We start from the raw sequence: 16010 nt of genomic DNA, 5'->3' as shown, positions 1-16010 counted from the left end.
TCAATAGAAGTAAGTCGGTCTGCGGCAGAATTGTATTGTACAGTGCGCTCAAAAAAATCGCTTTGAAAAACAACAAAATTCTTGCCTTCAAAATTTTTATTTCATTCTGCCGAATGCCTTGTGATCCGGCTGCCTTTCTTCAACTAATCCGCAATTCAAACAAAAGGTAAACCACATGGATGTCAATTCTCAAAATGTCCAACCAATCCCGCCATTCAACGAGACAAACGAGGAAACACCAGAGATAGGTGGCGGTTTGCCTGTAATAGAATATTGGGCAAAACATACATTGTCCCCGGAAGGCCCAAAACTTTGGAAAACTTTGCTGCACAAAAGTGCTTGTTTGTCCTGTTCTTGGGGCACGGGTGGGCAGAAAGGAGGTTTTACAAATGAAGAGGGCGAAAAACTTCAGCGGTGCATGAAAAGCGTCGAAGCAATCTCCGCTGAAATCAAGCCGGCTATCTCAACTCAATTTTTTGAACAGCAGAGTATTGCACAACTTCAGCAATTAACTTCAATGGAAGCCGATAGGTTGGGAAGGCTGAGTTTTCCGATGATTTTGCGGGCTGGTTCCTCTCATTACGATCGCATTTCTTGGCAAGAAGTTTATCAAATTGCCGAAGCTGCCTTTCGCAAAACCCCCGAACGAGTGGCATCTTACAGTTCCGGTCGCTCTTCCAACGAAGCCGCTTTTCTGCTGCAATTGATGATGCGGGCGATGGGTTCCAATAACTTAGCAGATTGTTCAGATCTCTGCCACGCTCCCTCGACAATCGGGTTAAGCGAAATGTTTGCCACCCGCACGTCGTTAGTGAGTCTAGAAAACTTGAAGGAAGCAGATTGCGTCGTGCTCGCGGGCAGCAATTCTTCCTACAACCATCCCCGCTTGATGAACGAATTGATTAAAATTCGCGACAAAGGCGGTAAAATAATTGTAATCAATCCGGTGATGGAAATCGGCTTAGTCAAGTTTGGTTCTCCCGCATTTCCCGTCAAGTCGCTCATCCCCGGTTCCGATATTTCCTCGCTATACTTGCAACCAATTCCGGGCAGCGATACAGCCCTATTTGTGGGAATTCAAAAGTCTATAATCGAACAAGGTTTGCTGGACGAAAGCTATTTGCAAGCTCATACAGAAGGTTGGGAATCAGTAGTACAGCACGCCCGCGAAACCGCTTGGGAAACTATTACTAAAACCTGCGGAGTTTCCCAAGCAGAAATTGAGGCAGCCGCCAAAATTATCGGCACATCCCAGCGGGTTGTATTCGGTTGGGCGATGGGAATTACCCAACACGGTAACGGTGTAGATAACGTTTTCAGCATTGCAAATACTGCCTTAATGACAGGAAATGTCGGCAAAGAAGGTGCAGGATTAATGCCCGTCAGAGGACACTCAAACGTCCAAGGATTTGGCTCTATGGGCGTCACTGTGAAGCTGAAAAAAGAAATTCAACAAGCTTTAGAAAAGTTATTAAATCGTCCCCTCAGTCCTGTTAAGGGTTACGAAACTCGATCGCTCATTGAAGCAGCAGATGCAGGCAAAGTCGATACGCTGATATGTCTGGGCGGTAATTTGTATGGGGCGAATCCAGATTCAACCCAGGCAAAACGCGCTTTAGCCAATGTTGAAACCGTTATCTACCTCGCAACCAAACCGAATTTAGGGCATTTTCACGGATTAGCCAAGCACAATACAATTGTGATTCCCGTCCTGAATCGCTTTGAAAACCCCCACAAAACAACGGTGGAATCGGGGAATAATTTTGTGCGTTTAAATGATGAGGGCGAAACTCATCTCCAGAATTCGGATTTGATTCCGGAAGTGCATTTTTTAACAGAATTAGCCAGTCGAATTCACGGTGATTTTTCCGTTGATTGGCGCCAACTTCAAGACACAAAATACGTTCGGCAATTGATTGCTAAAACTATTCCTGGCTATGAAAAAATAGCCACAATTGATGAAACCAAAGAGGAATTTACCATCAGCGGTCGCATTTTTACAGAACCTAAATTCCCTACAGAGTCTGGGAAAGCGAAGATGTTTGTCACGCCTTTACCTAAGCTGAAATTACCGGAAGCGAAAGAATTTGGAGTATCGGAGTCAACACAGGGTATTGTTGTGGCCTTGATGACGGGACGCAGCTATTCTCAGCATAATACTGTCGTCTACAAAATTGATGACAAATACCGGGGAATGCCGCACCGCAACTGCATTTTGATGAATCGCGCGGATGCAGAAAGCACTGGTTTTCAAGAACATCAGCGGGTTACTGTGCAGGGAAATGTGGGGAAAATGGAAAATGTCGAGGTGATTTACGGGGCGGTTCGTGAGGGTGCTGCTTTGATGTTTTATCCTGAAGTTAATGTGATTTTTCACCCGGAGATTGAAAAGCGATCGGGCACGCCTGCTTACAAGCGCGTACCTGCTTTTGTATACGCGGAAGTTCGGTAACGGATGTAACGGATGTAACGGATGTTATGATTAGCTCTGCCTTCGGTCTTCTATAACTCACATTTTCGATGATTTTTAAGAACAGGCAAGATGCCTGTTCCACAAGGAGTTAATTTTTTGTGGGGTGGGCATCTTGGCTGCCCCTATGCAAGTCTTAATTAACTCTTAATTTGCAAAGTTCTACCGCGCCAAGTCCACCCCCAACCGGTTTCGGTTTTAATCGCAGAACCGATCGCCATCGCGGCCACTAACGCACCTCCCAAACCTCCTAACCACCAGTATTTCGTCGGACATTCCGAAATCTCGGCACCCAAGCGGCGCAAAGTGTAATGCTGCCAAGTTACGATTATTACTAAGAAGGAAGAAGGAAGAAGGAAGAAGGAAGAAGGAAGAGAGAAGACGGAAGAAGAAAGAGGGAAGGCAGAAATTATTTGTTTCAGAATAATGAATAATCCTATCCACGGCATAGGATAAATAAAAAACATAATTGCAGCCATGTAAACCATCAAGCCCCAACTGCGGTTAGCGCCGAGATACAAATTCTTTGTCCAGCCTTCCCACAATGCGCTCCAAGACCGATACATCCGCACGGATGCCAAATTTGACCCGGAATAAAGCCCGAGCTTTAAACCCGCACGTTTGATGCGCCTAGCTAATTCCACATCTTCCACAATTTCGCTTGCAACTGCTTCGTGACCGCCGATTTTTTCGTAGGCCGATCGCCTAAATAGCATGAATGGGCCGCCGGCAAAAGCACTGTCTGTTTTCGAGGGATCGTTGACGGCGGTAAAGTCGTAGCAAACTGCTAGGTGATTGAACATTATCGGCTGTACTAACCACTCGGCCAAACACTCACAAACCAGCGCTGGCATACAGGTGAACAAGTCTATTTTCTCGGTTTCGGCTGTGGCGATAGCGGTTTCGATCGCCCCTGGTTTGAGTCGCACGTCGGCATCGATAAATAATAAGAAGTCTCCGGTTGCTATTTGAACAGCTTGGGCACAGGCCCAGTTTTTGCCCGCCCAATATTGGTTGGTTGGTCGCGGCTGACCTGCTAATATTTTAAGCCGGGGGTCGTTGAGATGCTGTTGCAGGGTTTGCCCGATCGCTAACGTGTCGTCTGTCGATCGATCGTCTACAATTAAAACCTCTAAGTTGTCCACAGACAGCGGTGTACTCTCCAAAATGGCGATCGCGCAATCCCGAATATTCTCTGCCTCGTTGTATGCTGGTACGATTACCGAAACTTTAGGGAACTGCGCGGCGGACTCCGGTGACAGCTTCGCCAAACTTCTGTCGGTTCGAGGCGCATTTTCGACCGATCGGCGCAAATTCTTAGTGTAAGCTCTACTTACAATCAGAGAAAAAATTAGCAGGGTTAACAATATCAAAGCGAACTGACCTCAAAATTTCGGTACAGGATTTGTCTCCCTAAATATTAAAAAATATTAAAACAAAAAGCTAGTCGATCGCCCGAAAAGTTATTTTGACCCCCTCGCATCCAGGATACAAGCCCCCAGATTCATCCGTGGGGTCAATGCTTCAATCTAAAATCTAAAATCTAAAATCTAAAATCGATTGACCGAAAGCATCCGGGATACAAGCCCCCGGATTCATCCGTGGGGTCAATGCTTCAATCTAAAATCTAAAATCTAAAATCTAAAATCGATTGACCAACTCTTTTGCTATAATTTGTGAGCATCTTTCGGCTCGCCCGCAGCGAGGGGCAAGACCCCTCACCCAGACAGCGACCGAAAAGCCGAGGATAGATATCAGTTTTCAGAGGATATTGCAATGGGCGAATTTTTTACAGTCGATGTGTTTGCGAACACGATAGCGGTACTCGGCGCTTTGGGTTTTTTCTTTTTGGGATATCAAGCTTTGCAGATGTTGAAAAAATAAATATGTCAGAACTGAGATGTTACACCATTGTCAAGAACGGGCAAGATGCCCGTTCCACAAAGAATAATTTTTCTTGTGGAACAGGCATCTTGCCTGTTCCTCAACAAGTAATTGAGAATGGTGCAATATCTCAGTCAGAAGTCAGAAGTCAGAAGTCAGAAGGAAAGAAGGAAGAGGGAAGAAGGAAGAGGGAAGAAGGAAGAAGGAAAGAAAAAAGAAGGAAAGAAAGAAGAAGGAAAGAAACAACTATTCCGAATACCCAATGCCCTGTTTTGCCAATGCCCAATGTCCTGTTTTGCCAACGCCCTGTTTTGCCAATGCCCAATGCCCTGTTTTGCCAATGCCCAGGAACACCTAATTTACCTGAAAAAGGCTATACAACTGACTCAACATTGCCACTGTTTCTTGCGAAAATCAACCAAAAAAAGGCTGCGTTATTATCATGGTGAGCCAACTTTTAGATGGACGCTATCAAATCATTGAAGTCATAGAAACAGGAGAATTTGGACAAACCTATCTGGCCAAAGATATTCGCCGTCCCGGAGAACCGCAGTGCTTTGTCAAGCACCTGCGTCCCGGTACTACCGAACCAAAATTAATTAATACTACGCGCCGTCTTTTTCAAAAAGAAGCAGAAGTTCTAGAAAAGCTCGGTCAACACGACCAAATTCCTCAGCTATTCGCTTATTTTGAAGAAAATGAAGAATTTTTCTTAGTTGAATCTTTTGTTGCCGGTCACTCGCTATCAACCGAGATTGTACCGGGCAAGCCTCTAACTGAAGAAAAAATGATTCCTTTGCTGAAGGAACTGTTAGAAATTTTAGTGTTTGTACATGGGCAGGGAGTTATTCACCGAGATATTAAACCGGCAAATTTAATCCGCCGCTATTCAGACAACAAGTTAGTTTTGATTGACTTTGGCTCGGTGAAAGAAATTCACATCGCTCAAAGACAAGCGCCGGTAACTGTGCGGATTGGCACTCTGGAATATATGCCGATCGAACAATTTCAATACAACCCGCAACTCAACAGCGATATCTACGCTTTGGGAATGATTGGCATCCAAGCAATGACGGGTTTGCCGGCTTACGACTTGCCGAAACTGCGGGATTTGAAAAATTCTAATAAAGGCGAAATTGTTTGGCGGCATTTAGCCACCTGTTCCCAAGCGCTGGCCGATGTTTTGGACAATATGGTGCGCTACGATTTTCGGGAGAGATACCAGTCGGCGGCGGAAGCTTTAGCCGATTTGAGGAAAATTGGCGATCGCTCGCGGGCGCGGATTCCCAAGCTAACAATATATCGCGAAGAAGTCGATCGGCGCAGCAGCAGTCGGGGTGATATTACAGTCGTCGGTCGGAGAATATTAGATGAACTGCGCGTCAGTTTGGAATTGCTGCCAGAAGAAGCAGAGGCGATCGAAGATGAGGTATTGAACCCTTACCGGAAATACAGGGAAAAAGGCGAACGCTACGAACAATCACTGCAAGAAGCAATGCAGCAAGAATATCCCTTTTCTCTGGAAACTCGCGACGAATTAAAACGCTTGCAGCAAGTTTTAGGGCTTACCGACGAAGATGCCGCGAAAATCGAAGAATTAGTCATTCCTAAATCTTTATTTGCTAAATTGTACAAGGCGATATCCACAGTTTTGGAGGGACACCGCAACCCCAATGGGCCACCAGCCAGCAGTGCCCCTCAACTCGAATTGCAGGCAAGTCCGGCGGTATCCTCGCAGGTAAATCTGAACGGAAAAACCGATTTGTCGAGATCCAGCCCAGCAGCACTTGTCCCCAAAGAAACTCGCAAATTCAATCCTTATCTTGCCGGGGCAACAATTGCGGCTATCTTAGCTGCGATCGGCGGAATTTACGGATATCTCAAGTGGCAAGAATGGCAGCAGCGAGCCCAGCAAGAATCCCAAGAGTTCAATCAAATTGCAGCTCTTTATAAAGCCAGCAATTATGAAAGCTGCATCAGCCAAATACCAACAATTGCCAACACTTCCAGCAGCTATTCATCCGCTCAGGAGTTACAAGAACAATGCCAAGCAGGTCTGCTGTGGAAGAACGCCAAAGTCAAAAATTTCGCTCAGCATTCCGATGCCGTTGGGTCTGTTGCTTTCAGTCCAGACGGCTTAATGTTAGCCAGCGGTTCTAAAGACAAAACCATCCAAATTTGGGATTTAGCTACAGGCAAGTCGATCCGCACTTTTCCAGGAGATTCCTCCACCGTTTGGTCGGTTGCTTTTGACTCCAACGGTACGAAACTGGCGACTGGAACCGGTTTTTGGCGAGTCATGCTGTGGGATTTGAAAACAGGGCAAGTGATTCGCAGTCTCGACCACACTGCTTCTGTTTGGTCTGTCGCTCTCAGCCCCGACGGACAGCTTGTGGCTAGTGCCAGCGGAGACAAAACCACAAAGATTTCCGATGCAGCAAGTGGTCGTTTGATTCAGAGTTTTCCAGACCATACAGATTTTGTTTATTCTGTTGCTTTCACTCCAGATGGAAAAAGTTTGGTTAGCGCTTCTAAGGATAAAAAAATTACAGTGGTGGATGTCGCAACAGGGGCGTTGCTCAAAACTATAGAGGGACACGGCGACGCGGTGAGGTCGGTTGCTGTGAGCCCAGACGGCAAGACAATTGTTAGCGGTTCTTACGATGAAAGTATTAAAGTCTGGAATATCGAAACAGGAGATTTAATTCGGTCTATCCAGGGACATTCGGACGATATTGTCTCGGTTGCTATCAGCCCGGACGGGAAGTTTATTGCGAGCGGGAGCAAGGATAAAACTATTAAAGTTTGGGATTTTGCTACCGGACAATTGCTTAATACTTTGACGGGACATTCCGATGAGGTTTATGTAGTGACTTTTAGTCCCGATGGCAAAACTATTGCTAGCGGTTCTAAAGATAATACTATTAAGTTGTGGTTGAGGTAATCAGAAGGAAGTTCGGCAACGGATTATGTAACGGATGTAACGGATGTAACGGATGTAACGGATGTAAAAGATAGAAGGAAGAAGGAGAAATAGTCCTTGACGCACAGATTATACTTGTAGGGTGGGCAGTACACACCTTACTACTACAGATAGTGTAACAATTGAAAAGTTGTATCTACGAGGGAAGAAGTCAGTCAACAGTCAACAGTCAACAGTCAACAGTCAACAGTATCCATTAGTCATTAGTCATTTAATTGCTGTAATTCAGCTCGTTTTTTAAGGTTTTGGGAAAGTGCCAATAAGGCGTTTCTAATTCGTCCTCAGTTGGATAATTTTCAGGCGATTTCTCTCGGATTTGAAAAAAGTGGTAGAGGTTAGCCACAGTTAAATCGGATATTTCTTGCCAATTCGAGGCAGCTAAAGCTTGATAGCCAGTAGCGATCGCCTGCTGGCTGACATAAAATTCGTATCTCCGGCGAATTTCCGGCGACACAGCGAAGGTTAGCTGGTCACGCAAGGATAGAAAGTGAGACTTTTGCTTTAAAGTTTCATAAAGGGAAGGTTCCGCAGCTAATACCGCGAATGTAGTGTACACGCTGCTTTTTAACGTCTCGGCGGTGAGTTTATCTAAACTAGCTAACTGGTGCTGCTCTTTTGGAGACAAAGTTTCCATCCAATCAACCTCATTCTGCCAAAATTCTATTACACTTAAATCATGACCTAGAATCCTAGTAACTTCAGGAAATAAAAAATCTAGTTCTGGTTCGGATTGACATCCTTTAACAACAGTTAGAAGATTTTGACAAATTTTTGATTGGAGTTCCAGGAGGCGATCGCTCACCATATCGTAGGCCCGCTGCAAGTGAAACGTGACCCCGATCGCCTGCTCGATCGCCCAAACACATTCCATTTGCCTGAGTTGTCCGGCAGAAGACAGCCCCTCCAACAAACTGGGATTATCATAAATTTTTAAAGCTTCAAACAGCATATCTCGCCCGCTATTAATTTCGGAATTCCGAAGTTTAAGATCGGGCACTGTCAGGGCTGACTGACAGCGTTTGATAGCTTTAGAAAAAATCTCGTAACCGTTAACCAGTTTCTGGCGGTGCATTTCAAAACTAGAGTCGTGAGCCACCTTGAAAATCTGCTGGATCACCTCTACTCCCCTATCTTTGAGGATGTGTCTGAGATCGATAAATCCGTCTTTAATTTTTAGCTTCTGGTGCTTTGCCTCTTCTCGGATTTTTAATACTTGGTTGAGGTTTACTGCTGACAAAACTGTGCTCGATACAGTGCCAATACCAATGACAGCAGCAGTTGCTTGGATCACTGCCAAATTAATTTTCAGAGAGTTAAGCATTCTGTATATTTTTTGAAACCCCTGATGAGTTTGAGCCACCTGCAACGGCGCCACAGTCACGTATACGGGAGCTACCAGAGGCTGTATGGGGCCACCTCCGGCTAACTGTGCGAGCAATCCTATAACTCCGCGCGAGGATAGAGTTTCACTTCTTGATTGATAAAAAATTTTTGCGATCTCCACAAACTCCCCTGTCACCGGATCTCTAGCAGCAGGGAGCAATTTTCCTGTTTTGGCACCAGGCTGTACAAGGTTGCCACTATTGAGTCGCGCCTGAGTTGCAGGGGTGAATATATAATCCATGTGGTGACTCAGTTTCCATTCAAAAAGGCAGATGTTTTGTATTGTATGCTGTTTAGGGAAACGAGGCAGAAAGGAAATGAATGAGTATCTCAAGGCATTCCAGGCTATTACCCAGTTTAGCGATCGATTGTTGGCAGACGAATATCAATCCGTGGAGATTAAACAGTCAGCTACCCAACTCAGCTTAGATGTGGAACCTTGTATTGACGAAATTAAGCAATCTGCCATCAGACTCAAAGTGTTACTTCAGGTATGTTTCAAAGATGTATCTCAGGCTGAGGATGTCTGGAATAGCAAGCCGAGAATTGCTGGAGCATCTCCTGTTGATGTCTGGGAGCAAATTGGCGAACTAAGCGGATGCGATGTGAGAATTCGCACTTTAGGAAAACATGGCAAATATGATGCTGTTGCTAAAGTTCGCAAATCTTGGAGCGACAAGGCGACCAAGCTAAAAAATCAGTGGTTTTTGTGGGATAAAAATTCTCAAGTCTTTCAAAGAGATACTATTGGTTTTTTTGAAAAAGATAATTTGCACAAAGAGTTGCGGAATGAAGTTGATTCACAGGCAGAGCGAGTGATTTTAATTATGGAGAATGAACTCAGTTTAATTTTTAAAGAATTACAATCTATTGATATAGAAAAAATTGAATTTTGTATTGAATGCTTTGACCTAAACAGTCAGTCTAAATTTAGAGAGCGACTACAATCAATAGGCGGGGAGATTGTATCGAAGTTTACGGAGCCACTGAAATATTTGCCGGGTTCTTATATGAAAAATTTTAAAGAAACGCTGAAAGAACCTGTAGAAACTCTGGTTTATAAAAGCAAAATGGGAATCAGTGTGGTCGATTTTGAAGAGTCCTGTAAAGTGATTGGGTTAATCCTGGATAATGTAATCATAGCAGTTTTTGAGGAGCGCATGAAACTGGCAATTCAAACAGTTGAAAAAGCGATTAAATTCTACAATAATTTTTTAGAGAAGCAGGCGTGGTATCAAAAAGAGACGCCGGAACAGCGATCTGCGGAAAAAATTTGGATCCAATGCCAGCGGCAGCAACTCAGGGAAGTTCAGCAGTATATTGATGCAGTCATTAGTGGTTAGTCATTAGTCATTAGTCATTAGTTATTGGTCACTGGTTATTGGTTAGTAGTTATTGGTTATTGTTTATTGGTTATTAGAACGAACAACTAACAATTAACAAATAACCACTGACCACTAAAAACAGTCAACAGTCAACAGTCAACAGTCAACTGATTATTGATATTGACCGCTGATTTCGTAAACGATCGCGCCCAAAGACGCTAAGCTAGCTAAAATTAGCATCCCGGCGGGCATGAATTTTTGAGTTTTAACAAGGCGCACAATAAAGACTATTACTAAAACAGCGGAGATGGCTGCTGCTAATGTTAAACCCCAACTTTGTCCCATAAGCTGGGCGGTGCCGGCAAAAATTAGCAGGGAACCGCTAATCAAGCCGGAAATCAGCGAGGCTTGGCTTTTGGCCTTGATATAACCCATGATGCCGCCAACCAGTGTTAAAATGCCGTAGCCGATCGCGGCTGCTGTACCTAAATTCATTTTTAATCCTCCCGATTTCACAAGTGCATCTAAATTTATACAGCGTGGCCTGCAATTAGTGTCACGAATTGTTAGAAAATTTATTAAAGCCAGTCAGGATATGTAACTGTTATACAATTGCCATTATGTCAGCCCTAACTTCTGGTGCGATCGCCCAAATCCGTTACCTCCAGCGCCAAGCAGCATCCCTGCTGCTGTATCAATCTGTTTTCAAAAGCCCTGTCGGTCAAGCCTTTCTCGATTTGCTGCAAGCCCTTCACCACAGCGAAGTCAGCGGTTTGGAATGTCAGGTAGCTTACGGGAATTGGTTCAAACTTCAGGCTGCTAAAAATTTAAGCTGGAAAGATTCTCTGATTTCCGAAATTCTCAAAGACGAAAACCCCTTTTCACGCCGAGCACAGCAAACAGATTTTGCAAGTTTGCCCCCCGCTTTGGTGGAGGCCGCCCGACATGATTTAGAAGTGCTGCAAAATATTTACGAATGCAGCAGCGAACAGTTGAGCAAGTGGGTGCGGGTAGCGGGTCAACTTGACGCAGTGCCTCCGATTTGGCATTCCGAAACTGTAGCAGAACCGGGAGATTTGCCCCTGCACGGGAAACTGGAAAAATGGTCTAGCGCTACGGAATCTTTGGCAGCTTATTACCGACAGTTTGGCACTGGTTTGTTTGCCGAATATCGCGCTTTTGCGTGGCGGGTAGGGCAGTTAGCGACTATTTCGCATCCCGATGGCATAACTTTAAAAGAGCTGGTTTGCTGCGATTGGCAGCGGGATGCTTTGGTGAAAAATACGGAGTTTTTGCTAGCAGGTTATCCGGCTTTGCACGTCTTGCTATACGGCAGCCGCGGTTCGGGCAAGTCTTCTTTGGTGAAGTCGCTATTAAATGAGTTTGGATCTCGCCATCTGCGCTTGATTGAAGTATCTAAATCGGATTTGCAAGATTTGCCGCTAATTGTCGAGCAGTTGCGGGGAGTTCCTCAAAAGTTTATTATTTTTGTGGATGACCTGTCTTTTGAGGAAGATGATGATGCTTTTAAAGCTCTGAAAGTTGTGTTGGAGGGGAATGTCACTGCTCGCTCTCAAAATGTGGTAGTTTATGCCACATCTAACCGCAGACATTTAATTCGAGAGTTTTTTGACGACAGGCCTCGCCCCCGCGACGGAGATGAAGTTCACGCTTGGGATACTGTGCAGGAAAAACTTTCATTTAGCGATCGATTTGGCTTGACTTTAACTTTTGAACCGGCCGATCAAAACACTTATTTAACAATTGTTCGGCATCTGGCAGAACTTGCTGGAATAAAACTCGCTGCCGATGATTTGGAGCACCGAGCTAAAGAATGGGCAACTCGTCGCAATGGGCGATCGGGCAGGACTGCGCGGCAGTTTGTTGATTTCCTGAAAGCAGATTTAGCCCTTTTTGACAAGTAGATTGTCGGCGCTGGCAGGGCGGATTTTACCTGAGATATGGCAAGGTAATTCAGGATCTAAATAAACCCGCCATTGCAGCGCCGAAGGGCGAAATAAAAATTCTTAATTTTTTCATAATTTTATTGATAACAACTAACTAACAAAATTTGATATAATTATCAAAATCCCCAAAGAAACCTCCAGAGCCAGAACCTATCCTGACTCCCTAAATCGACCACTAAATAACGAGGAAAATATCATGGGTTTATTTGATAAAGTATCGCAGACTCGCCAAGAAACGGACGTAACGTTAGGACCGGCAGAAGCATTTGCGGCGATCGCGCTAATTGCCGTAGCAGCCGACGGTTACATCAATGACAGCGAAAGTAAAGCGATTAGCATGACGCTATCTCGGATGCAACTGTTCCGCAGCTATCCGGATGACGTTATGAGAAAAATGCTCGAACGCCTGCTGATGATTCTGCAACGGCAAGGAGTTGAGGTACTGTTTAATGCGGCTTTAGCAACGCTTCCAGACGAACTTAAAGAAACCGTTTTTGCTGTGACAACTGATATCGCTTTAGCCGATGGCGAGGTTTCCGAAGAAGAAGAACAACTTTTGAACGATCTTTACAGTGCATTGGGGCTTTCCGAAGATATTGCCCTCAAGATTATAGACGTGATGTTAATTAAGAACAAAGGTTAAGAAATCAGGGGAAGGAGTGAGGAGGGCGAGTTTTACAATATAAAAAATTAGCGCCTACTTACTTAGCTAATAACTTCTCCAAAAGTGCGGGTTTACGGATATGATGGTTGGTAAAATTCCGATCCAATTTGCGATCGCCGTTACTACCTCAAATGCCTTTCACTTACACCCGCACTGTTCGCTTTCAAGATACCGATGCTGCTGGAGTCGTTTACTTTGCTAACGTTTTGGCGATGTGTCACGAAGCTTACGAGGCATCTCTAGCAGCATCTGCAATCAATCTCAAAGCATTTTTCAGCAATCCCGAGGTTGCCTTTCCCATAATTCATGCTAGTGTAGATTTTTATCGCCCAATGTTTGCGGGCGATCGGCTGATAATTCAATTGACGCCCAAACAAGTTACTGGCGATGAATTTGAAATTGCCTATCAAATATTTTCTGAGCAAGTTGCAGGAAGAAGCGCTGCTAAAGCTCTTACTAAGCACGTCTGCATCGATGCAGTTAGCCGAACTAGAAAACAGCTATCTGAAGACTTGATGCAGTGGATGAGGAAAATTGAGATTGAGATTTCAGATTAGTTATATCTTTAAATAATAACAGGGAATGACAGTCAGTCGATTTTAGATTTTAGATTTTAGATTTTAGATTTTAGATTTTAGATTTACTTGCAGCATTGAATCTGGGAGTTTCAACTTTGGTCTAAAATTTTGGACTGAGCGCGACTTAAGTACGTGGCACGGTATCCGTTGTTGAGCGGGGTCTAATTTCTTTTAGGTTGAGAACTTTTTCGGAGTTTTTGATAGTATGTCAAATCGCAATTATGCCATTGTAGGCACGGGAGCTTTAGGGGGATTTTATGGTGCTAGACTGCAACAAGCAGGTTTAGAAGTCAATTTTTTACTACGCAGCGATTACGATCAGGTCAAAAAACACGGCTTGATTGTCGAGTCTCCCGAAGGCGACTTCATCCTCCCCCACGTCCGCGCCTACCACGACGCGCACAAAATGCCTCAGTGCGACGTAGTAATTGTAGCGCTGAAAACAACTCAAAATCACTTGTTGCCCCAAATTTTGCCTTCTTTATTAAAGGATAATGGCGCAGTTTTAGTATTGCAAAACGGATTAAATGTCGAACCGGAAGTAGCTAAAATTGTCGGTGCAGAACGAGTGGTTGGCGGACTGTGTTTTCTCTGTTCTTATAAAGTTGGGCCAGGTCACATCTGTCACCTAGATTACGGCACTATTACGCTGGGAGAATATGCCCAAGACTACAAGCCCATCGGTATTACTGATAGATTGCACCAAATTGCTAAGGATTTTAAACGTGCTCATATTCCTATTAAAATGAGCGAAGATTTGCTATTATCAAGGTGGAAAAAGCTGGTTTGGAATATTCCTTATAACGGGCTGTCTGTAGTGTTGGATGCGAGAACTGACGAACTGATGGCTAATCCCGATACTCTGATTTTAGTTAAGGAAATCATGGGGGAAGTGGTAGCGGGAGCAAAAAGTTGCGATCGCATTATTCCCGATGACTTTATCCCACAAATGCTTGAATACACTCAGAAAATGAAGCCTTACCGCACGAGCATGAAAATCGATTATGATGAATCGCGACCTCTGGAAGTTGAGGCGATTTTTGGTAATCCGATATGGGTGGCGCAGCAAGCAGGTATTAAGTTGCCCCAAATAGAGGTACTTTACCGAATGTTGAAGTTTCTAGATGTTCAAAGACAAGAAGCAGAGAGGACGAGAAGGCTATTAGGTTTGTCGTAATTAGTCAGTTGACAGTTGGCTGTTGACTGTTGGCTGTTGACTGTTGGCTGTTGTCAGGAGTCGGAAATAAGCATGATAAATTCTGCCTTCTGCATTGATTGCGATCGCCTAATAATTATTGATATTCGAGCGCAATTTTTTGCAATTGTTCTCGATTAACTTTGCCTTGAGAATTGCGCGGCAATTGTTCGACGATTACCCAATATTTCGGTCGCTTAAACTTGCTCAACTTATCTTCTATTGCCGCTTGCAGATTTTTGACAGTAACTTCGGAATTAGCGGGAACGTAGATAGCCGTAACGACTTGACCCCAATCTTTGTCTGGCAAGCCAATTACAGCAATATCCGCCACTAAATTAGTCGATCGCACAACGGCTTCAACTTCCGGCGGAAATACATTTTCTCCGCCTGTAATAATTTTGTCGCTGCTGCGTCCGACAATATTTAAGTAGTTATTTTTATCAAAAAATCCCAAATCGTCTAATTGGAAATATTCGCGATCGCCAAAATTTTCAGGATAATAACCCAACGCCAAAGAGTTAGCATTTATAGCAATATTTCCGATTTGATTGTCGCACAAAATCTCCCCATTTGCACTGCGAATAGTTATTTTAGCGTGCGGTAAACTTTGACCAGAACTGTTATTACCCGCGAGAAAATCTTGGGGTTTTAGTGTAGCAATTTGCGAGGCAGTTTCGGTCATGCCGTAACTGGGCGCTAATTTGATTTGATAGTTTCTAGCTGTTTCTAAAAGTTCCGGCCAAGCGGGAGCACCGCCCAAAAGTACAGCACGAAACCGTCCCAGCCAATTAGCTGTATCTGGGTTTTGCAGCAGCCGTTGCAGTTGAGTTGGAACTAAAGAAATGAAAAATTCTTCTGGTTCGATGTCGCATATTTTACCCTTTTCTAATTCTTTAAAGGGCTGAATAGCCAGTTTTCCTCCGGTAGTAAACGATCGCATGAATTGCATTAAACCGCTGACGTGGTATAATGGCAAAACGCAGAAAGAGTTAATTTTGTCAACTTGAAAATATTGTTGAAAACCTTGTACTGATGCGGTTAGTGTTTCCCAAGTGTGGATGGCAAAACGGATTTTTCCTGAAGAACCGCCGGTGGGAATCATAATCGTATCAGAACCGCTTTTAGTCGGCGAATGGAATTCGCGGCTACACAAACGAAGTTCGCCTTCGCGGACGGGGATATGGGGATTTTTGGGAAGCGGGTATTGTCCCAAAATTAAGTCGGGTTGGACTAAATCAAAGACTTGTTGCCATTCTTGTTTTACCCAGTTGGGATTGCACAGAAAAATCGGGCATTTGGCGGCGCGGGCGGCGATGAAACTGGCCAGAAATTGCACGGGTTCTGGTTCGGCGAGGCAAATTTTTGGGGGTGTTTTTTGTGCGGGATTCTGGGTGATTTCTTGAAATAGCCGATCGACAATTCGGGCAAATTCGCGACTGTCACAACCGATCAGCCAATTATCGGACAAGCTAGCCGCGATATCCAGGATATTTACTGTTAGATTTGTTGCCATAGATGCTTTCACCAAGTTTCTCGATTCAAAACAATTACCTCACCC

12 protein-coding genes are annotated in these 16010 nt (G+C 44.3%); 8 read left to right on the top strand and 4 right to left on the bottom strand.

All coding sequences use genetic code 11. The annotated features are described in order from the left end of the window. Window positions 1-175 precede the first annotated feature (175 nt). Entirely contained in the window at window positions 176-2452 is a 2277-nt protein-coding gene (locus tag QUA03_RS09560) for an FdhF/YdeP family oxidoreductase (RefSeq protein ID WP_333211572.1), read from the top strand. Window positions 2453-2610: 158 nt separating this feature from the next. On the opposite strand, the gene QUA03_RS09555 is transcribed toward QUA03_RS09560, so the two are convergent. Further along, window positions 2611-3843, bottom strand: coding sequence for a glycosyltransferase family 2 protein (locus QUA03_RS09555; RefSeq protein WP_333211571.1), 1233 nt, complete (start codon window positions 3841-3843; stop codon window positions 2611-2613). 513 nt (window positions 3844-4356) lie between these two features. Here QUA03_RS09555 and QUA03_RS09550 point away from each other — a divergent pair. Together QUA03_RS09550 and QUA03_RS09545 are read left to right on the top strand one after the other, a co-directional pair. Beyond that, window positions 4357-4803: a hypothetical protein gene (locus QUA03_RS09550; protein ID WP_333211569.1), complete on the top strand. Its 447-nt coding sequence runs from the start codon at window positions 4357-4359 to the stop codon at window positions 4801-4803. Continuing rightward, window positions 4797-7298 (top strand): protein kinase domain-containing protein, encoded by a 2502-nt coding sequence (locus QUA03_RS09545; RefSeq protein ID WP_333211566.1) that lies wholly within the window; start codon window positions 4797-4799, stop codon window positions 7296-7298. Before QUA03_RS09550 ends, QUA03_RS09545 begins: the two co-directional genes overlap by 7 nt. A 250-nt stretch (window positions 7299-7548) precedes the next feature. Here the strand turns inward: QUA03_RS09545 and QUA03_RS09540 are convergent, their stop codons facing one another. Then, the gene (locus tag QUA03_RS09540; protein WP_333211564.1) at window positions 7549-8961 is read right to left on the bottom strand and encodes a hypothetical protein; all 1413 of its coding nucleotides are present in this window, start codon (window positions 8959-8961) and stop codon (window positions 7549-7551) included. 76 nt (window positions 8962-9037) lie between these two features. Here QUA03_RS09540 and QUA03_RS09535 point away from each other — a divergent pair, with 76 nt between their 5' ends. Continuing rightward, window positions 9038-10063: a hypothetical protein gene (locus tag QUA03_RS09535; RefSeq protein WP_333211562.1), complete on the top strand. Its 1026-nt coding sequence runs from the start codon at window positions 9038-9040 to the stop codon at window positions 10061-10063. A gap of 153 nt (window positions 10064-10216) precedes the next feature. On the opposite strand, the gene QUA03_RS09530 is transcribed toward QUA03_RS09535, so the two are convergent. Continuing rightward, window positions 10217-10540: a TMEM14 family protein gene (locus QUA03_RS09530; RefSeq protein ID WP_190735279.1), complete on the bottom strand. Its 324-nt coding sequence runs from the start codon at window positions 10538-10540 to the stop codon at window positions 10217-10219. Between the two features lie 125 nt (window positions 10541-10665). Between QUA03_RS09530 and QUA03_RS09525 the strand changes: the two genes are divergently transcribed. The 4 genes from QUA03_RS09525 (at window position 10666) to QUA03_RS09510 (ending at window position 14431) form a co-directional block, all read left to right on the top strand. Beyond that, on the top strand, window positions 10666-11970 hold the full coding sequence (locus tag QUA03_RS09525; protein WP_333211561.1) for an ATP-binding protein: 1305 nt from the start codon (window positions 10666-10668) through the stop codon (window positions 11968-11970). Between the two features lie 238 nt (window positions 11971-12208). After that, window positions 12209-12655 (top strand): tellurite resistance TerB family protein, encoded by a 447-nt coding sequence (locus tag QUA03_RS09520; protein WP_333211559.1) that lies wholly within the window; start codon window positions 12209-12211, stop codon window positions 12653-12655. 152 nt (window positions 12656-12807) lie between these two features. Further along, window positions 12808-13233: a thioesterase family protein gene (locus QUA03_RS09515; protein ID WP_333211604.1), complete on the top strand. Its 426-nt coding sequence runs from the start codon at window positions 12808-12810 to the stop codon at window positions 13231-13233. A 226-nt stretch (window positions 13234-13459) separates the two neighbouring features. Then, a complete protein-coding gene (locus tag QUA03_RS09510) occupies window positions 13460-14431 on the top strand; it encodes a putative 2-dehydropantoate 2-reductase (RefSeq protein WP_333211557.1) in 972 nt (323 codons plus the stop codon). A 115-nt stretch (window positions 14432-14546) separates the two neighbouring features. Here QUA03_RS09510 and QUA03_RS09505 read toward each other — a convergent pair whose 3' ends face one another. Continuing rightward, window positions 14547-15965, bottom strand: coding sequence for a 2-succinylbenzoate--CoA ligase (locus QUA03_RS09505; RefSeq protein WP_333211555.1), 1419 nt, complete (start codon window positions 15963-15965; stop codon window positions 14547-14549). Window positions 15966-16010 lie beyond the last annotated feature (45 nt).

Origin of the sequence: Microcoleus sp. S36b_A4 (genome assembly GCF_036700645.1) — a bacterium.
Classification (GTDB): domain Bacteria; phylum Cyanobacteriota; class Cyanobacteriia; order Cyanobacteriales; family Microcoleaceae; genus Microcoleus.
The sequence above is the reverse complement of the archived record's forward strand: the minus strand, read 5'-3'. Positions and strand labels throughout refer to the sequence as shown.